This window comes from Cryptosporangium japonicum (genome assembly GCF_039524755.1).
GTDB classification, from domain to species: Bacteria; Actinomycetota; Actinomycetes; order Mycobacteriales; family Cryptosporangiaceae; genus Cryptosporangium; species Cryptosporangium japonicum.
Window position 1 is genome coordinate 191,446 of sequence record NZ_BAAAGX010000033.1, and the last position, 17,213, is coordinate 208,658.

Below are 17,213 nucleotides of genomic sequence, written 5' to 3' on the forward strand. Positions count from 1 at the left end.
GTCCCTCCGAATTCTCAGTGGGTGAGACTGAATCTCACTAATCTGGATTTACCTTAGCCCGCCGAGGGCGGCGGGAGATAGCCGAGGCTGGCCGAAATTCGCGCGGCGGCGTCCCTGACCTGCGGGCCGACCTCGTCGAGCACCGGGTCCATGCGTTCGGCCACGCCGGCGACGCTGAGCGCGGCGACCGGCTCGCCGGTGTGATCGCGGATCGGCGCGCCGCAGCAGCAGCTCGACGGGTCGTACTCGCGACGGTCCTCCGACCAGCCGCGGGCACGCATGGAGTTCAGCTTGTCCTCGAGGTCGGGGGGAAGGCCGAAGTCGTCGAGCCGGGGCCGCGGCAACGCCATCAGGTACGCCCGCCCGAGCGACGTGGTGTGGAAGGGGCGGCCGGAGCCGGAGTACACGACGACGCTCACCGTCCGCCGGGGCTGCTCGCGGGCGACGAACACCATCTCGGTGCCGTTCGGCACCGCGAGGTTCGCGGTCTCCCCGGTGGCCTCGACGAGCTCGCGCAGCACCGGGATCGCGACCTCACGCAGGTCGACCGACTCGAGCGCGGCCGCGGCGAGCTGGGCCGCCGTGGGGCCGAGCCGCACCGGGCCGCCGTGGCCCTCGCTGATCAGCCAGCCCTCGTCACGCAGCCGCTCCACCAGGCGGTAGGCGGTGGCGCGGCTCAGGCCGAGCGCGTCGGCGATACCGGCGACCGGCATCCGGCGGTGCTGCGCGACCAGCCGCAGGATGCCGAGCCCACGATCGAGCGCGCCGGGTGCGGGGGTCATCCGCCCAGCCTAACGACGCCACGCCTCGCGGACGTTCACCGAGAGCACCAGCAGGGCCGCGCTGAGGAACACGAACGTGACCACGTAGCGCCCCTCGAACCAGAGCACGGCCAGCACCGCGACCGCGACGACCGCCACCAGCAGGCGGAGCAGCACGGCCAGCAGCTTCTTCTTGACCAGGCCCTCCACCGCCACGAGCACCAGCAGCAGCACGAGCGCCGCGTCGGGACCCCGGCTGATCAGCGGCGACACGACGGCGGCCACGGCCAGCAGGATCAGTGGTGTGCTCAGCACCGCCCACCAGGAGCTGAACCGGGCCCGCAGCCCGGACATCGGCTCGATCGGCATCCGGCGGTGCCGCAGGTGGGCGTGCGGATGCTGGGCCGGCGCGGCGTCGATGTGGACCTGTTCGTCGGCCAGCCGGATGCGTTCCATGCGCAGCCCCAGGAGCTTCTTCTCCCGCGCGGCCAGCGCGGTCACCTCCGGCGCCGCGACCGGCAGCCCGGCGGCGTCGACCGAGAGTTCGGTACGCAGTTCGGCGATCCTGCGGTCGAGCTCGGCCACCCGGTCGGAGTTGCGGCGGGCCCGCACCTCGACCAGCTCCCGCTCCGCGGCCGGGCTGGGCGCGACCTTCGCCAGTCCGGCCCAGCCGACCGGGTCGCCCCAGGACGCCCGGACGCTGCCGTCACGCGAGTAGCGGGGACCGGCCGGGCCGCGCTCGCCACCGAGCCGGTCGCGGGTGTCGCGGCCCCACAGCCCCCGGTAGTTGCGCACCCAGTCGGTGTCGTCGTCGATCAGCACCGGGCGCCACCACTCGGGCTGACCGGGGCCGATCGCCCGGCCGTCTCCGCGGGCGTAGTCGACGTAGGGGATGCCGACGGCGTGCCGGTCCTTGAGCGACCAGGGCACGACGTGGCGGGCGGTCCAGCGCAGCGCGTCGACGACGCCGCCCAGCCGCGGGGGGCGGACGGTGATCAGGTAGTCGCCCGGCAGGTACGCGCCGGAGTGGGAGCCGGCACCGGCGAACACCACCGGGTGGCGACCGTCGACCAGGCTCAGATCCGGGTCGTCCCAGCGGCGGCGCAGGTCGTCGCCCACCTCGTCGTGCGCCGCGAACACCACCCAGCGCGGCGGGGGAAGCGCGTCGGCGGAGGTGCCGTCGAGGTAGACCGTGACCTGTTCCCAGTCGCCCTCGTGCTCGTTGACCCCGCCGAACGCCGACCGCCAGTTGTTGAAGCTGTAGAAGAACCAGTACTGGCAGACGATCCAGGGGTCGTCGCGGTACACGCGGCCGTAGTACGTCGGCAGGTCGGGCCGCAGGTGCTCGCGCTGGAGCAGGAATGAGCGCGCCGCGCTTCCGCCCGGGACGCTGCCGCGGAACAGCAACGACGCCCGGTTGGCGGTGTCGATGAGCCGCGCGGTGAGCCCCACGGACGCCAGCCGGCTGGCCCGGGCGAGGTGCGGCGGGCGCTCACGCAGCGGAACGTGCGTGACGTCGAGCCCCTTGCCGTTGCCCCCGATGCCCGACAGCGAGAGCCGCAGGCCCTGCTCGGCACCGGCCGCGTCGGCCAGCTTGGCCAGCGACAGGCCACCGGCCGGAATCTCCTCGACCTGGCCGACACCGGCCTCGGTGCGCCAGAGGCCGGCCTGGGCCACGTAGTGCTCGACCGAGACGGGGAAGAAGTACTCACCCCGGGTGAACCGCAGCACCGGTTCGTAGGCGCGCAGCAGGCGGAGATCGTCGTCGGTGTTCGCAACCACTCCTAGATTCTGGCGCCCGGCGTCACTCGGCTCGCTGGCGGCGCTCGCGGTAGGTGCGCGTCTTGTGGCGATTGCCGCACACCTCCATCTCGCACCAGCGCCCGCGGCCGTTGCGCGAGGTGTCGTAGAACGCCCAGCGGCAGTCGGGAGCAGCGCAGAGCTTGAGCCGCTTCCAGTCTCCGGTGGCGACGCTCACGGCCACGGCTTCGACGATTGTGTCGAGCCAGGGTGTGCCGGTGTCGGCCGCGAGGCGCAGGTTGCCGGTGAGGCGCAGCGGAAAGGCGGCGAGGTCGGGCTCACCACCGGAGAGCGCCTGCCGGAGCGCGGTGCGCAGCGCGACGGCGTCACCGGGCTCGAGCCGGTCGGAGGGTTCGTGCTGCGCGCCGTGGCGGCTGAACGTCCGCTCGTCGAGCGTGTTGAGGAAGTCCACGACCAGCTGCACGACACCACTATACCCGGATACCGGTGTTGACATCGTCGCGACACCGGTAATAGGTTTCAATGGTGTTGAATATTCCGGAAGCTGACCTGACCGATCTCCGCACCCGGCTACGCAACACCCGCTGGGCGACGCCGTGGCCCGTCCCGGCGTGGGAAGCGGGCACCGACGGCGCCACCCTGCGCCGGCTGGTGGAGCACTGGGCGTCGGACTACGACTGGCGCGAACACGAGGCCGCGATCAACGCGCTGCCGCACCACGCCGGGGCGGTGCCCTACCTCCGGTTCGGCGAGGGCTTCCCGCTCCTGCTCGCCAACGGCTGGCCGAGCACGTTCCTCGAGCTGGTCGAACTGGCGCGGCGTCTCGCCTCGGCGGGATTCACCGTGATCGTCCCCTCCCTGCCCGGCTACGGGACGGCACCGCAGCGGCACGCGCTGGCCGAGGCACCGCACACCCACGACCTCTGGCACACGCTGATGCACGACGAGCTCGGCTTCCCCCGGTACGGCGCGCACGGCTCGGACATCGGCGCCGGCGACGTCAGCCGCCTCGCGCAGGCCCACCCGGAGTCGGTGGTCGGCCTGCACCTGCTCGACACGGCCAACCCGGCCGCGTACGACCCGGCCGGGCTGACCGGTGCGGAACGCGCGTTCCTGGACGCCGAGAACGCCTGGGCCGAGGCCGAACGCGGGTACTCGCACGAGCAGCAGACCCGTCCGCTGACGCTGGCCCAGGGGCTGTCGGACTCACCGTCGGGCCTGCTCGCCTGGATCGTCGAGAAGTACCGGGCCTGGAGCGACGACTTCGCGGCGTTCAGCGACGACTTCGTGCTCACCCAGGCGTCGCTGTACTGGTTCACCAACTCGATCTCGACGTCGTTCCGGCCCTACTACGAGCGGGCCCTGGCGCTGGTGCCGCCGGTCTCGCTGGTCACGGTGCCGACCGCGTACGCGCGGTTCCCCGCCGACCTCGGGGCGCGCAAACCGCGGAGCTGGATCGAGCGGACCTACCCCGACGTCCGGCGGTACACCGAGATGCCGCGCGGTGGCCACTTCGCCGCGCACGAGCAGCCGGCGCTGCTGGCCGACGACATCACCGCGTTCTTCACCGCACTGTCACGCTGACGCCGTCCGCGCGGGTGCTGTCGCGCAGCCGGATCGTCGTGGGGGTCGCGCCGGTGGGCACCTCGAACACCAGGCTGAGGTTCGCGGTGGCGCCCGGTGCGAACTCCCGCGGATCGTTCTCGGTGGCCGTGGTGGAGGCGAGGAGGTTGAACTCGTACTTCTCGCCGCCGGCGCCGTAGGCCTCGTGGAAGCCCAGGCCGCGCGGCACCGACGCCCGGCCGGTGTTCGTCACCGTGACCTGGTAGACGCAGAACTGCTGGGCCGCCTTCACCGACCCGATCGACGTCGCGCCGCACTCGCCGGACTTCACCGTCCACTCGAGATCCCCGTCCTTGACCGGCTGGTTCAACCGGCCGGTCGGCGCGCGGTCGGAGCCGGCGGTGGTCTCGCTCCCGCCGCGGTTGGCGAGGTAGATCGCGCCGGCGATGCCGCAGACCAGGCACACGGCGAGCAGGGCCACCCCGACGCCGATCGCGATCACGCCGCCGTTCGACTTCTTCGGCGGCGGCGGCCCGTACCCCGGGGGCGCGCCGTAGGGCGGCGGACCGTACGGGGCCGCTCCGGGCGGCGGGCCGTACGGCGGCGGGGTGCCGTAGGGGTGCTGCGGCTGGCCGCCGTACGGATCGTGAGGGAACGACATGGATCCGAACGGTAGCGGTGGGCCGCACGCCCACCCGGAGGCGGCGTGCGGCCTGAATTTTTGAAACAGGCCCTAGCGCAGGGTGTCGACGTCGATGACGAAGCGGTACCGCACGTCGGAGGCGAGCACGCGCTCGTAGGCCTCGTTCACCGCGTCGGCGCCGATCACCTCGACCTCGGGGGCGATGCCCCGCTCGGCGCAGAAGTCGAGCATCTCCTGGGTCTCGGCGATGCCGCCGATGTTCGAGCCGGCGAACGAGCGACGCGAGTTGATCAGCGCGAACGCGGGCACCTCCAGCGGCTGGGGCGGCGCGCCGACGGTGACGAACACGCCGTCCAGGCGCAGCAGACGCAGGTACGACGACATCTTGATCGGCGCGCTGACCGTGTTGATGATCAGGTCGAACGTGTTCTGCAACGCCTGGAACGTGGCCTTGTCGCCGGTGGCGTAGTAGTGCTCGGCGCCGAACGCCAACCCGTCGTCCTTCTTGTTGAGCGTCTGCGAGAGCACCGTCACCTCGGCGCCCAGCGCGGCGGCGATCTTGACCGCCATGTGGCCGAGGCCGCCGAGGCCCACCACGGCCACCTTCGAGCCGGGGCCGGCCTTCCAGTGCCGCAGCGGCGAGTACGTGGTGATGCCCGCGCAGAGCAGCGGCGCCGCCGCCTCGTACGGGATGGCCTCGGGCACCCGCAGCACGAAGTCCTCGTCGACGACGACGTGCGTCGAGTAGCCGCCCTGGGTCACGGTGCCGTCCCGGTCGACGCCGGCGTAGGTCATCGTGTTGCCGCCGGTGCAGTACTGCTCCTGGCCGTCCCGGCACGCCTCGCACTCGCGGCACGAGTTCACCATGCAGCCGACGCCGACCCGCTCGCCGACGGCGTGCCTGGTGACGTCCGGCCCGACCTCGGCGACCCGGCCGACGATCTCGTGGCCGACCGTCAGCGGGTAGGCCACCGGACCCCACTCGCTGCGCACGGTGTGGATGTCGGAGTGGCAGATACCGGCGTAGCGGATCTCGATGAGCACGTCACGGGCGCCGAGGTCACGGCGCTCGATCGTGGTGCGGACCAGTGGGTCGGTGGCGGAGGTCGCGGCGATGGCGTTGACGGTACGAATGAGCTACTCCCCTGAGCACGAAGTTCCTGCTCGACGATAGCCGGAGGCCGGATCGGGGTCTGCGACATCGCCACCGGGTAGGCCCGGTTGCCGCCGTCGGCCCGGGTCAGCGCGGCACGGTGCCCAGCAGGCCGGTGACGATCGCGAGCCGCAGGGCTTCGCGCACGTCGAGGTCGATCACCGCGAGGTCGGGCTCGGCCTCGTAGGCGGCGAGCACGGCGGGCATCGGCGACGCGTAGGCCGACAGCGCACCGGCCACGATCATGGTGTTCAGGCAGAACAGCTGGGCGGCGCCGCCCAGCTCCGGCACGCAGCGCAGCGTCAGCTCGGTCATCGTCGCGAGACGCTGCAGTGACGCCCGCTTGTAGCGCACCACCACCTCGAGCGAGACGTTGCGTTCGAGGACGGAGCCCTGCGCGCCGAAGAGCTCGCACATCCGCATCCGGACGGCCAGCGACCGGCTGAGCACGACGGCCAGCTGGGCCGACCGCTCCTCCACACCGGCCCGCGGATCGACGTCGGCGGCCAGCTCGTCGGCCAGCTCGTCGAGCCAGGTCCCGAGGTAGTGGTCGAGCAGCTCGAGCAGCACGGCCTCGCGGCTCTCGAAGTACCGCAGCACGTTCGACTTCGCGAGGCCGACCCGCCGGCTCAGCTCGTTGAGGCTCAGGTCGGCGACCGGCATCTCGTCGAGCATCGTCGCGGCGGTGTCGAGGATCGCGCGGCGGCGGGCCTCCCGCTGCTCCGCACTGCGCGCTCGCTGGAACGTCATGCCGTCACTCTAACTTGCAGACCGGCGGTCTCTTGACAGTAGACCGCCGGTCTCTTACCGTTGAATTCAACAGACCGGCGGTACTTTAGGAGGACGACATGACCTGGACCGAGCACGACATCCCGGCTCAGCACGGCCGCGTCGCGGTCGTGACCGGCGCCAACACCGGGCTGGGCTACGAGACCGCCCGTGCGCTCGCCGAGCGGGGGGCGTCGGTGGTGCTGGCCGTGCGTGACACCGCGAAGGGGAAGCTGGCCGCGGCGCGGATGGGCGGGGACGTCACCGTGCGAGCGCTGGACCTCACGTCGCTGGATTCCGTGCACGCCGCCGCGGCCGCGCTGCGTGCCGAGCACCCCCGCATCGACCTGCTGGTCAACAACGCCGGCGTGATGTACACGCCGAAACGGACCACCCGGGACGGCTTCGAGCTGCAGTTCGGCACCAACCACCTGGGCCACTTCGCGTTCACCGGCTTACTGCTCGACCGGCTCCTGCCCGTGCCGGGCTCCCGCGTCGTGACGGTCAGCAGCGTCGGCCACCGCATCCGCGCCGCGATCCACTTCGACGACCTGCAGTGGGAGCGCTCCTACGGGCGGGCCGCCGCCTACGGGCAGTCCAAGCTGGCCAACCTGATGTTCACCTACGAACTGCAGCGGCGGCTCGCCACGCACGGCACCACCGCGGCCGTCGCCGCCCACCCCGGCATGTCCAGCACCGAACTGCTGCGCAACTCCCCCGCGCTCTTCCGGCGGACGCTGACGCTGCTGGCCCCGGTGGTCACCCAGGAACCGGCGCAGGGAGCACTCCCCACGCTGCGCGCCGCCGCCGACCCCGCCGTGCTCGGCGGCCAGTACTACGGCCCGGCCGGCGTCGGCGAGGTGCGCGGCCACCCCCGCCTGGTCACGTCCAGCCCGCAGTCCTACGACGTGTCGCTCCAGCAGCGGCTCTGGTCGGTCTCGGAGGACCTGACCGGCGTCAAGTTCCCGGTGTAGTCAGTCGGTGTCGTCCAGGGCGGCCTCGATGATCGGCAGGTAGCGGAACACCTGTTCGCGGTCGCTCTCCTTCTCCTCGTCGCTCAGCTCGGCGAACGGCGTCGCGATCTGGCGTTCCCAGCGCTCCACCAGCTCGGCCGGGAGCACGAGCGACCCGTCGGCGGCCCGCTCGCCGCGGGAGTGCAGGTAGCGCTGCCAGTGCGCCCACCGTTCGTGTTCGACCGCGGCCAGCGTTTCGATGAGCCGTTCGGAACGCAGCGTCACAGAAGTCCTTTGTCGACGAGCCGCCAGTAGTGCCGGCCCAGCACGGTCAACTCGCACGACTTGCCGTTGATGGCCGCGTGCCACATGTGCGGGGCGCCGAGGGGGCGGACCAGGTTGACCTTGACGTAGTTCTGCAGGACCCGGAAGACGGCCGTGTGGGCCGGGTCGGGCGGCGGGAGCGTGCGCTGATCCGTCGAACGCTCCGGCTCGTACGTCGGGTCCAGCCGGATGCGGTGATCGGGCGTCGGGAAGAGCGTGGTGATCGCGAGCAGGTCCGCGCCGTCGATCGGTGGCGTCGCCGTCCGCAGCGACACGAAGCTGTCGACGTTGGTCTTGAACACCGGCCGCTGCGCCCACGGCCCCAGCGACTGGTCGATGTGGGCGTAGACGCTGCCCGGGGTGACGGCCCCGACCAGGTTCGCGGCGGCGCCGTCGAGCGCGTCGACCAGCAGCGTGGTGAAGACACCCCCGGTGCGTGTCTCGACCGAGTACTGCTCGGCGGTCGACGCGGTCAGGATCGTCATCCCGGTCGCGACCTCCGAGACACGGCTGAGCGCCCGTTCACCGGCGACCCCACCGTGGCAGCAGTCCAGGATGATCACCTTGTTCTGCGCGTCGGACCGGTTCGCGAACGTCATCACGTCGGAGAGCGCGAGCCCGTCGTGGCCGGCGGTCGAGTCGCTGGCGCAGAGGAAGCCGCCGGTGTCGTCGATCCAGCCGTGCCCGGCGAAGTAGAACAGCGCGATCTCGGGCCTTCCCTCGAACAGGCTCTCCACCGCGGCCCGTAACTGGGTCCGGACGAGCAGACCGCCGGGCGCGGGCGCGGTGACGATCCGCGGTTCGGCGAAGTTGTGCCGCCCGTCGGCGTTGCGGCGCAGGGCCTCACCGACGGCCCGCGCGTCGTGCACGCAGCCGGCCAGGTCGGGCAGCTCCGTGTAGTGGTCGATTCCGACGATCAGTGCTTTGCGCATCGCGCCCCCTCCGAGGCCCCCCATCTCGTGACCGCAGAGAGTACGCCGATTACTCGCCGTCCTCGCCCCTCCACGAGGACGGTGAGCATCGGACGTTCCGATTTAGAATGAGACCCGTGACGCCGCTTGCGACTCAAGGCCGCAGCCGCTTCCGACGTGCTTCCGATGTGCTTCCGGGGCCCGGATGTCACGCCCCTCGGTGAGCCTGCTCGGCCCGGCCGAGATCCACGTCGCCGGCCGGGTGGTGCGCCCGACGCCGCTCACCACCGTGGTACTGACCCGGCTGGTCCTCGCGGACCGCGAACCGCTCACCGTCGACGAGATCTTCACCGCCGTGTGGGGCGACCGGCGCGCCCTCACCCGCGCCGACCGCGTCGGCGTGCAGAAACGCATCCTGGAGCTGCGCCGGCTCCTGGCCGACCCGTCGGTGCTCGTCACCGAACCGGGCCAGGTGTCCGCCTACCGGCTGACGACGCCCCGCGCCGACGTCGACGTGCACGCGTTCCGCGACCTGGTCGAACGGGCCCGCCGGGAGACGCCGGTCGACGCGGTCACGCTGCTGGAGCGGGCGCTGTCGCTGTGGCGCGGCCGCCCGCTGTCCGACACCGAGCGCTACGCGTTCGCCCAGCCGGTCATCCGCGACCTGCGCGCACTCCGGGACGCCGCGGCGCTCGAACTCGTCGAGGCGTACTCGGCCATCGGGCAGCCGGACCGGGCCCTGACCACCGGCGAGGCGCTCGCGGCCCGGCGCCCGGACCTGCCCGGGCTGGCCGACGCGCTGGCGCGCCTGCGCCGCCGGGTCGCCGACCGGCGCCCCGGCGTCGAGCACCGGGACTTCCCCGGGCTCGGTACCCGGGTGACGATCCGGGCCGGCGACCTGTTCGCCCAGCCGGACGCCCAGCTCGTGATCGGGTTCTGCGACACGTTCGACACCTCGACCGACCGCGACGTCGTGATCAGCCGCGCGACCGTGCAGGGACAGTTCCTGCACCGGGTCTACGGCGGCGACACCGGCCGGTTGAACCGCGACCTGCGCTCGGCGTTACGCGCCGTCCGGCCCGCACGGGTCGAACGCCGGGAGGACAAGCGCCGCGGCAAGCTGGCCCGCTATCCGCTCGGCACGGTGGCCGTCCTGCACCGCGACGGCCGGCGCTTCTTCGGCGTCGCGTACAGCGTGATGGGCAACGACCTGATCGCGCGCGCGGACCTGGCGAGCTTCCGGGCCGGCCTCGACCGGCTCTGGGACGCCGCCGTGCGCTACGGCCAGCGCGAGCCGCTGGCCGTGCCGCTGCTCGGTTCGGGTCTCGCGCGCCTGGACGGCACCGACCGCACCGAGCTGCTCACCCTGCTGATCGGGTCGTTCCTGCGCCACTCGCGCCGGCAGGTGGTCAGCCGGGAGCTGCGCCTGGTGCTGCGCGTCGAGGACCTCGACCGCGTCGACCTGCTCGAGGTGGCGGCGTTCCTGCGTGCTCAGAAAGACCGGGAGTAGGCGGCCAGATTCGCCAGCCGGCTGACGTCCAGCCAGTCGGTGCCGCCGGTGTTCACCGCGCACCCCGCGTTGGCCAGGCGCCCGGCGATCTTCTGCAGGCTGCGGACGGTCCCGTCGAACTTGATGACGTTGAGGCCCCCCATGTCCGACACCGGGCGCAGCTGGCCGATCTCGATGACGACCGTGCGCTCGCGCTGCAACGCCAGCGCCATTCCCGCCTCCAGCAGCACGTTCGGCCGGGCCTGGCCGGTGGTGACCCGTTCGTGGTGCGGCTCGTGCGCGCCCTGCAGATCGGGGTGCAGGTAGGCGCCGTCGTCCGGGGTGAGCAGCACGACCGCGGCCTGGTTGTCGCGGAACGCCTGCTCCAGCACCTCCCCCATGTACGGCGTCGAGCTGCCGGTGCGCCGCACGACGTCCTCCCAGTCCAGCGGGTGCAGGTCGATCGCCTGCAGGAAGCTCCACAGCGCGCGGCGGGCCTCCTCGTCGCGTCCGTGGATGACGAAGACATCGCGTGTGTTGGTCACCGTGGCCGGCCCCTTCGACGGTAGTTCGGACAGTACGCGCGCCCGTTCGTCGGCGCCGCGCAGGTAGGCGAGGTCGTCCTCGAGGCTCTGGCGGAACCACTCGATCAGGCCGAAGTCGTCCGCGGCCACGGCCGGTTCCACCCCGGGCACCTGGCGCATGTCGGCTTCGGCGTGCTCGAGGTTGCGGCCCAGGTCCGCCACGGCGGCGATCCAGAACGCGAGGTCCGCCCGGACATCCGCGGGCGGCGCGCCCCGGTCCAGCCGCTCCTGGACGCGACGCATCCCGTCGGCGGTCTGCCAGGCCCGGAGCTGGTAGCGCACGGCGGCGGCGTGGCGCAGGTACCGCGCGAACGGAGGCATCGCGGTGGTGCCGTCGGACCAGGTCCACGCGCTCAACCGCTCGTCGTCGGCCGGGCCGGCCAGCACGTGGAACCGGCGTTCGAGCCGGTCCTCGGCCCCGTCGAGTTCGATGGTCGTCGGCCGGTCGAGGCCGGTCTCCTTGCCCAGGAACAGAAAGGCGACGCCGAGCAGAGCGCCCGACCAGGGCCCGGCGACCCCGGCCCACTCGCGCTCGAGGTCGGACCAGCCGACCGTGTCGTCGCCCGGCGAGAGCAGCACCGAGAGGCTGAGCGTGGTCGGGAACCGGCGCAGGATCGCCTGGTAGAGGCGGTCCGGAGCCTTCTGCGCGGTGAGGTCGGGCAGTACGTCCGGCGTCGCCGGGAGATCCGTGCTCGGGCCCGATCCGGACAGCGTCGCGGTCATCCCCAGGTCGGTGCGGCACCGCCGCCAGAGCTCGCGCACCTCGGCGTAGCCCTCCGCCGCGCGCGGCCCGTCCCGCGGCGCGAAGACGTGGACGACGAGCTCCGGCTCAGCGGGGTTCGTCATGCGGGGGCGGTTGCAGGGTGTGGACGATGCGGCGGGTCCGTTCGCGCACCCGCGGCGGCGGGCCCTCGCGGGCGCCCCGGCTCGCGTCGACGGCGCGCGCGGAGCCGTAGTACGCCAGTTCCCTGACCACCTGGGTGAGCTCGTCCCGGTCGCCGGTGCGCAGGGCGTCCTCGCCCCGGGCGACCCAGGACTCGACCGACGCCCAGTCGGCGGCCGGTAACCGCCAGCGGCCGGACAGGTCAGCCAGCACGTGCCGGAACTCCTCGACGAGGCCGGTGGGGAGCGTGCTGACCGATTCCGAACCGGGCATGCGCGGAATGGTAGAGGGTCCCGGGGCCCGCGGGCGACCTCTCTTCGGCTAGGCCGTGTCCTGCGAATCCGTGCTCGCAGGACACGGCCTAACCGAGCGACGCGCTCGCGGCGCGCAACTCGTCCAGTGCGGCCAGTGCGTAGGGCGCGAGCCCGCTCTCGCTGTCGTCCTCGGACCACCGGGCGAAGCCCCGCTTGAACGCGAGCACCCCCAGCTCGCCCGCGAGCTGGGCGATCGGGTCGGCGACGCCGCGGACGACGAGGGCCTCGGTCATCGCGGTGGCCAGGCCGACGTGCTTGAGCATGTCCCGTTCCTGCAGTTCCGCGCTGGCGGCCACGGCGGCTTTCAAGCGGGGGCCGAGTTCGCGGTTCACCGGACCCATCACGCTCGAGGCCCGTTCGAGGCCGGCCGCGACCGCCTCGAGCGGACTCGCCCCGGCCGGCGCCTCGGCGATGCCCTCGGCCAGCAGGCGGCTCAGCGCGTCCTGCCCGGCGACCAGGAGCTCGCGTTTGTCGGGGAAGTGACGGAAGAACGTGCTCTTGGTGACGCCGGCCCGCTCGGCGATCTGCGTGACGGTGGTGGCGTCGTACCCCTGCTCGGTGAACAGGTCGACGGCGGCCAGGACGAGCCGCTCGCGTGCCCCCGGTTCCCAACGAGCCATGATGTCATTCTATTCGATGGGACTCTTGTCCCATCACTGGAGTAGAGTGACGGGACAAGAGTCCCATCACTCGTCGGGAGAGTTCCATGCACGTGTTCATCACCGGCGGCACCGGCCTGATCGGTTCCGCCGTCGTCGCCGAGCTCCAGCGCCACGGCCACTCCGTGCTCGCGCTGGCCCGCTCCGAGGCGTCCGCCCGCGCGGTCGAGGCGGCCGGCGCGAAGCCGCTCCGGGGCGCGCTCACCGACCTCGACGCGCTGCGGGCCGGGGCCGCGCAGGCCGACGGCGTGGTCCACCTGGCGTTCGGCAACGACTTCAGCGGCCCGGACGCGCTGGCCCGCGCGGTCGCCGAGGAGAGCGCGGCGATGGCCGTGCTGGGCGAGGAACTCGTCGGCAGCGACCGCCCGTACGTCACGGTCTCCGGTACGCCGTGGGTGTCCGGCCGGCCGTCCACCGAGGAGGATCCGCTGCCGCTCGACGGGCCGGTCGGTGGGCGTGGTCGCGCGGTCAACGCGGTGCTCGGCCTGGCCGCGCGGGGCGTCCGCAGCGCCTCGGTCCGCCTACCGCGGACGGTGCACAACCAGGGCAAAGGCGGGTTCGCCGGCCTGCTGACCGACATCGCGCGCCGCACCGGGGTGTCCGGCTACGCCGGCGACGGCACCCAGCGCTGGCCGGCCGTGCACGCCCTGGACGCGGCGGTGCTGTTCCGGCTCGTACTGGAGAACGCACCGGCGGGCAGCGCCTGGCACGCCGTGGCCGACGAGGGCGACCGGGTCGTGGACATCGCGGCGGTTCTCGGCCGGCGGCTGAACCTGCCGGTCGAATCGGTTCCGGAGGAGACCTACGGCCCGCTGGGCCCGATCTTCGCGGCCGACCAGCCGTCCTCGAGCGCCCACACCCGCGCGACGCTCGGCTGGGAGCCCACCCACCCGAGCCTGCTGGATGACCTGGAACACGTTTCCGAATAGCTCCGGAACCAGAACCGGCGTTCACTACAGTCGGGTGCCATGGACATCAACGGCGCAAGCGCCATCGTCACCGGTGGCGCGTCAGGCATCGGTGCCGCCGCGGCCCGTCAGCTCGCTGCGAAGGGCGCGACCGTCGTGGTCGCGGACCTGCAGGCCGAGAAGGGCGAAGCACTCGCGAAGGAGATCGGCGGCGTCTTCCTCGAGGTCGACGTCACCGACACCGACCAGATCAAGGCGGCGGTGAACGCCGCGACCGAACTCGCCCCGCTCCGCGCGGTCGTGAACTCCGCCGGTATCGGCTGGGCCCAGCGCACGGTCGGACGCGACGGCGAGTTCGACTCCGCCCACGACCTGGACGCTTTCCGCAAGGTCATCGCGATCAACCTGATCGGCACGTTCGACATGACGCGCCTGGCCGCGACCGCGATGAGCCGCAACGAGCCCGACGCCGACGGCGGCCGCGGCGCGATCGTCAACCTGGCCTCGGTGGCCGCGTTCGACGGGCAGATCGGCCAGGCGTCGTACTCGGCCTCCAAGGGCGGCATCGTCGGCATGACGCTGCCGGTCGCCCGCGACCTGGCCGCGATCGGCGTCCGGCTCAACACCGTCGCCCCCGGGCTGATCGACACCCCGATCTACGGCGAAGGTGAGGCCGCCGAGGCGTTCAAGGCCAACCTCGGGAAGAACGTGCTCTTCCCGAAGCGCCTCGGCGTGGCCGACGAGCTCGCCAGCATGGTCGTCGAGCTCATCACCAACAGCTACATGAACGCGGAGGTCATCCGGGTCGACGGCGGCATCCGGATGCCTCCCAAGTAGCAGACGGCGGGTATCGCGGGCGTATCGGGAACCGGATACGCCGCCGTTACGGTGCGTGCCCTGGGATGGGGTGGTGAACCACCGCACCACCTCGTCCGCACGCCCCCGGGTCGTGCTCCTCACCGCGGCGCTCGCCGTGCTCGTCGTCGTACTGCGCCGGCCGTTGACGATGTCGGCACCGCGCTGCCTGAGCGGGCACTGGCACGGCTGCTACGACACCGAGAACGGCGTCCTGCTGATGACGCTGCTCGGAGTGCCGTTGGCGGCGCTGGTGGCGTGGGCGCTGGCGCGCTACCGCCGGGCGCCGACGATCACCTCGGTCGCCGAGGTGGGGATGCTCTACGGGACGGTGCCGTTCCTCTGGCTGGCGTTGATGCCCGGCCCCGGGGCCGGCACCGTTCCCGGCCGGGTGAGCCTGATCCCGCTGCAGGACCTGGTCGCGATGGGTCCGCTCGGGATCGCCGGCAACCTGCTGATCTTCGCCGCGCTCGGGTTCTTCGCCCCGGTGCGGTTCGCCGCGCTCGCGTCCGTGCCGCGTGTCCTGGCGCTCGGCGCCGCCTGCTCGGCCCTGGTCGAGACCGCACAGTACGTGCTGCGGCTCGACCGGGTGTCGTCGGTGGACGACGTGCTGGTGAACGCGGTCGGCGCCGCGCTGGCCGCGCTGCTCTCCCGCCCGTGGTGGCGCGATCGTCGGGCCGTGACCGTCGATCAGGCGGAGCGGCCGTAGGCCTCGAGCAGACGCAGCCAGACCTCGCTGATCGTCGGGAAGGCCGGGACCGCGTGCCACAGCCGGTCGAGCGGAACCTCGCCGACCACGGCGATCGTCGCCGCGTGCAGCAGTTCGGCGACGTCCGGACCGACGAGCGTGAAGCCGACGATCACGTTCCGGCCCTCGTCGACGACCATGCGGGCCCGGCCCCCGTACCCGTCGGCGTGCACCGCGGCGCCGGCCACCGTGCCGAGGTCGTGGTCGACGACCCGGATCGACAGCCCGGCGGCCTCCGCGGCGGCCGCGGTCAACCCCACCGACGCGACCTCCGGCTCGGTGAAGATCACCTGGGGCACCGCGCGCTCGTCGGCGGTGACCGCGTGCCGACCCCAGCGGCCGTCGTCGACGGGTCGCCCGGCGGCGCGGGCCACGATCACGTCGCCCACCGCGCGCGCCTGGTACTTGCCCTGATGGGTGAGCAGCACGCGCCGGTTGACGTCACCGGCCGCGTAGAGCCACCCGTCCACCCCGACGACACGCAGCGTGTCGTCGACCGCGAGCCAGTCGCCCGGCGGAAGGCCGACGCGCTCGAGGCCGATGTCCCGGGTGTTGGGGGTGCGGCCGACCGCGACCAGCAGCTCGTCGGCCTCGATCGTCTCGCCGGTCGTGAGGGTGGCCCGGACGGTTCCGTCGTCGGCGCGTTCCACCGACCGCGGCTCGGCGCCCGCGCGCACCGACACCCCGGCGTTGCGCAGCGCCTCGGTGACCAGCTCACCGGCGAACGGCTCCGCCGCCGGGAGCACACCGTCGCGGGCCAGCATCGTCACCGCCGAGCCCAGGCCGGCGAAGGCCGTCGCCATCTCGACGGCCACCACCCCGCCGCCGACGATCACCAACCGGCCGGGCACCGTGCGGGCGGCGGCCGCCTCGCGGCTGGTCCAGGGCGCCGCCGCGCGCAGGCCGGCGACGTCCGGCACGAGCGCACCGCTGCCGGTCGCGACGACGACCGCGTGCCGGGCCGTCAGCGAGGTGACCGTGCCGTCCGCGGCGGTGACCTCGACCGTGCGGGTCCCGCTGAGCCGACCCTCGCCGCGGAACAGCCGGGCGCCGATCCGGTCGAGCCAGGCCGCCTGGCCGTCGTCGGCCCAGTTCGAGGCGAACGCGTCGCGGCGGGCGAGCACGGCCGACGCGTCGAGCGGCCCGGTCACCGCCTCCCGCGCGCCGGGTAACCGGCGCACGGCGGAGAGCGCGGCCGTGCTGCGCAGCAGAGCCTTGGTCGGCATGCACGCCCAGTAGGAGCACTCCCCGCCGACCAGCTCACGCTCGACCACGGCGACGCTCAGCCCGCCCTGCACCACCCGGTCGGCGACGTTCTCCCCGACCGGTCCGGCGCCGATCACGATGACGTCGAACACGTCAGGCCTCCCGGGCGGCGCGGCCCAGCCGCAGCGCGGAGACCAGGAAGAACACCCCGCCGACGGCGGCGTACCCGGCGACCCCGGTGACCGCCGGGTCGTCCGCGCCGGCCATCGCGACGAAGGACGCGCCGGCCAGCACGGAGATCCCGCCGGCGAGCATCATCGGCAGCTGGCCGCCGAGCGCGCGACGCCCCACCCCGACGACGAGCTGGACGAGCCCGGAGACGATCGCCCAGGCGCCCCAGACCCGCAGCACGGCCGGGACGCCGGACGCGGCCGCGACGGCCAGGCCGATCGCGGCGAGCGCGCTGATCACGACGTTCACCACGAGCGTGGTGGTGCGTGACGAGCGCAGGTCGACGACGGCCGCGGCCACGTCGAACACCGGGTACAGCACGAGCAGGCCGACGCTGACCGGGTTGAGGTCCGACCCGGTCAGCGCCAGCAGGAGCGCCCAGACGACGGCGAACCCGAAGCGGACGAGGTACAGCCGGCGGAGAGGCCGGGCCAGGGGTGGGGCGGCGGTGGTCACGACGATCCTTCCAAGGGAGAACGAACGTTCTGTCTCATCACAC

At 72.8% G+C, this 17,213-nt stretch carries 19 protein-coding genes; 6 read left to right on the top strand and 13 right to left on the bottom strand.

Going from position 1 to position 17,213, the window contains the following annotated elements; translation table 11 throughout:
* Positions 1-53: 53 nt before the first annotated feature.
* The 3 genes from ABD437_RS36415 to ABD437_RS36425 are packed head-to-tail and all read right to left on the bottom strand — an operon-like array spanning position 54 to position 2,985.
* Positions 54-782, bottom strand: coding sequence for an IclR family transcriptional regulator (locus tag ABD437_RS36415; protein ID WP_344653513.1), 729 nt, complete (start codon positions 780-782; stop codon positions 54-56).
* A gap of 9 nt (positions 783-791) precedes the next feature.
* Positions 792-2,543, bottom strand: a complete 1,752-nt coding sequence (locus tag ABD437_RS36420) for a hypothetical protein (protein WP_344653514.1) — start codon at positions 2,541-2,543, stop codon at positions 792-794.
* 22 nt (positions 2,544-2,565) lie between these two features.
* On the bottom strand, positions 2,566-2,985 hold the full coding sequence (locus ABD437_RS36425; protein WP_344653515.1) for a CGNR zinc finger domain-containing protein: 420 nt from the start codon (positions 2,983-2,985) through the stop codon (positions 2,566-2,568).
* A 62-nt stretch (positions 2,986-3,047) separates the two neighbouring features.
* Between ABD437_RS36425 and ABD437_RS36430 the strand changes: the two genes are divergently transcribed.
* A complete protein-coding gene (locus ABD437_RS36430) occupies positions 3,048-4,106 on the top strand; it encodes an epoxide hydrolase family protein (protein WP_425558322.1) in 1,059 nt (352 codons plus the stop codon).
* Here ABD437_RS36430 and ABD437_RS36435 read toward each other — a convergent pair.
* From ABD437_RS36435 to ABD437_RS36445, 3 genes are all read right to left on the bottom strand, one after another.
* Complete coding sequence (locus tag ABD437_RS36435) at positions 4,087-4,746, bottom strand: DUF4352 domain-containing protein (protein WP_344653517.1); 660 nt, start codon at positions 4,744-4,746, stop codon at positions 4,087-4,089. The genes ABD437_RS36430 and ABD437_RS36435 overlap by 20 nt on opposite strands.
* 72 nt (positions 4,747-4,818) lie before the next feature.
* The gene (locus tag ABD437_RS36440; RefSeq protein WP_344653710.1) at positions 4,819-5,862 is read right to left on the bottom strand and encodes an NAD(P)-dependent alcohol dehydrogenase; all 1,044 of its coding nucleotides are present in this window, start codon (positions 5,860-5,862) and stop codon (positions 4,819-4,821) included.
* A 106-nt stretch (positions 5,863-5,968) separates the two neighbouring features.
* Complete coding sequence (locus ABD437_RS36445; RefSeq protein ID WP_344653518.1) at positions 5,969-6,631, bottom strand: TetR/AcrR family transcriptional regulator; 663 nt, start codon at positions 6,629-6,631, stop codon at positions 5,969-5,971.
* 98 nt (positions 6,632-6,729) lie between these two features.
* Between ABD437_RS36445 and ABD437_RS36450 the strand changes: the two genes are divergently transcribed.
* On the top strand, positions 6,730-7,623 hold the full coding sequence (locus ABD437_RS36450) for an SDR family NAD(P)-dependent oxidoreductase (RefSeq protein ID WP_344653519.1): 894 nt from the start codon (positions 6,730-6,732) through the stop codon (positions 7,621-7,623).
* Here the strand turns inward: ABD437_RS36450 and ABD437_RS36455 are convergent, their stop codons facing one another.
* Together ABD437_RS36455 and ABD437_RS36460 are read right to left on the bottom strand one after the other, a co-directional pair.
* Positions 7,624-7,887, bottom strand: a complete 264-nt coding sequence (locus tag ABD437_RS36455) for a hypothetical protein (RefSeq protein ID WP_344653520.1) — start codon at positions 7,885-7,887, stop codon at positions 7,624-7,626.
* Complete coding sequence (locus ABD437_RS36460) at positions 7,884-8,858, bottom strand: caspase family protein (RefSeq protein ID WP_344653521.1); 975 nt, start codon at positions 8,856-8,858, stop codon at positions 7,884-7,886. The genes ABD437_RS36455 and ABD437_RS36460 overlap by 4 nt, the downstream gene beginning before the upstream one ends.
* Before the next feature lie 184 nt (positions 8,859-9,042).
* Here ABD437_RS36460 and ABD437_RS36465 point away from each other — a divergent pair, with 184 nt between their 5' ends.
* Positions 9,043-10,347 (top strand): AfsR/SARP family transcriptional regulator, encoded by a 1,305-nt coding sequence (locus tag ABD437_RS36465; protein WP_344653522.1) that lies wholly within the window; start codon positions 9,043-9,045, stop codon positions 10,345-10,347.
* On the opposite strand, the gene ABD437_RS36470 is transcribed toward ABD437_RS36465, so the two are convergent.
* The 3 genes from ABD437_RS36470 to ABD437_RS36480 form a co-directional block, all read right to left on the bottom strand.
* Complete coding sequence (locus ABD437_RS36470) at positions 10,329-11,756, bottom strand: CATRA conflict system CASPASE/TPR repeat-associated protein (RefSeq protein ID WP_344653523.1); 1,428 nt, start codon at positions 11,754-11,756, stop codon at positions 10,329-10,331. The two genes, ABD437_RS36465 and ABD437_RS36470, sit on opposite strands and share 19 nt — an antisense overlap.
* The gene (locus ABD437_RS36475; RefSeq protein WP_344653524.1) at positions 11,740-12,066 is read right to left on the bottom strand and encodes a CATRA system-associated protein; all 327 of its coding nucleotides are present in this window, start codon (positions 12,064-12,066) and stop codon (positions 11,740-11,742) included. Before ABD437_RS36475 ends, ABD437_RS36470 begins: the two co-directional genes overlap by 17 nt.
* 88 nt (positions 12,067-12,154) lie before the next feature.
* Entirely contained in the window at positions 12,155-12,727 is a 573-nt protein-coding gene (locus ABD437_RS36480; RefSeq protein WP_344653525.1) for a TetR/AcrR family transcriptional regulator, read from the bottom strand.
* A gap of 86 nt (positions 12,728-12,813) precedes the next feature.
* On the opposite strand from ABD437_RS36480, the gene ABD437_RS36485 reads away from it, so the two are divergent.
* The 3 genes from ABD437_RS36485 (at position 12,814) to ABD437_RS36495 (ending at position 15,238) form a co-directional block, all read left to right on the top strand.
* The gene (locus ABD437_RS36485) at positions 12,814-13,695 is read left to right on the top strand and encodes an SDR family oxidoreductase (protein ID WP_344653526.1); all 882 of its coding nucleotides are present in this window, start codon (positions 12,814-12,816) and stop codon (positions 13,693-13,695) included.
* Positions 13,696-13,734: 39 nt separating this feature from the next.
* A complete protein-coding gene (locus ABD437_RS36490; protein WP_344653527.1) occupies positions 13,735-14,511 on the top strand; it encodes an SDR family NAD(P)-dependent oxidoreductase in 777 nt (258 codons plus the stop codon).
* A gap of 73 nt (positions 14,512-14,584) precedes the next feature.
* Positions 14,585-15,238, top strand: coding sequence for a VanZ family protein (locus ABD437_RS36495; RefSeq protein ID WP_344653528.1), 654 nt, complete (start codon positions 14,585-14,587; stop codon positions 15,236-15,238).
* Here the strand turns inward: ABD437_RS36495 and ABD437_RS36500 are convergent.
* Together ABD437_RS36500 and ABD437_RS36505 are read right to left on the bottom strand one after the other, a co-directional pair.
* Positions 15,220-16,635, bottom strand: a complete 1,416-nt coding sequence (locus ABD437_RS36500) for a dihydrolipoyl dehydrogenase family protein (protein ID WP_344653529.1) — start codon at positions 16,633-16,635, stop codon at positions 15,220-15,222. The two genes, ABD437_RS36495 and ABD437_RS36500, sit on opposite strands and share 19 nt — an antisense overlap.
* Before the next feature lies 1 nt (position 16,636).
* A complete protein-coding gene (locus tag ABD437_RS36505) occupies positions 16,637-17,170 on the bottom strand; it encodes a hypothetical protein (protein ID WP_344653530.1) in 534 nt (177 codons plus the stop codon).
* Positions 17,171-17,213: the final 43 nt, after the last annotated feature.

Bases quoted from the DNA above. Each gene is read 5' to 3' on its own strand.
- ABD437_RS36460 (WP_344653521.1), bottom strand. From the start codon at position 8,858: ATGCGCAAAGCACTGATCGTCGGAATCGACCACTACACGGAGCTGCCC.
- ABD437_RS36490 (WP_344653527.1), top strand. From the start codon at position 13,735: ATGGACATCAACGGCGCAAGCGCCATCGTCACCGGTGGCGCGTCAGGC.
- ABD437_RS36415 (WP_344653513.1), bottom strand. From the start codon at position 782: ATGACCCCCGCACCCGGCGCGCTCGATCGTGGGCTCGGCATCCTGCGG.
- ABD437_RS36465 (WP_344653522.1), top strand. From the start codon at position 9,043: ATGTCACGCCCCTCGGTGAGCCTGCTCGGCCCGGCCGAGATCCACGTC.
- ABD437_RS36450 (WP_344653519.1), top strand. From the start codon at position 6,730: ATGACCTGGACCGAGCACGACATCCCGGCTCAGCACGGCCGCGTCGCG.
- ABD437_RS36480 (WP_344653525.1), bottom strand. From the start codon at position 12,727: ATGGCTCGTTGGGAACCGGGGGCACGCGAGCGGCTCGTCCTGGCCGCC.
- ABD437_RS36475 (WP_344653524.1), bottom strand. From the start codon at position 12,066: ATGCCCGGTTCGGAATCGGTCAGCACGCTCCCCACCGGCCTCGTCGAG.
- ABD437_RS36470 (WP_344653523.1), bottom strand. From the start codon at position 11,756: ATGACGAACCCCGCTGAGCCGGAGCTCGTCGTCCACGTCTTCGCGCCG.
- ABD437_RS36435 (WP_344653517.1), bottom strand. From the start codon at position 4,746: ATGTCGTTCCCTCACGATCCGTACGGCGGCCAGCCGCAGCACCCCTAC.
- ABD437_RS36485 (WP_344653526.1), top strand. From the start codon at position 12,814: ATGCACGTGTTCATCACCGGCGGCACCGGCCTGATCGGTTCCGCCGTC.
- ABD437_RS36445 (WP_344653518.1), bottom strand. From the start codon at position 6,631: ATGACGTTCCAGCGAGCGCGCAGTGCGGAGCAGCGGGAGGCCCGCCGC.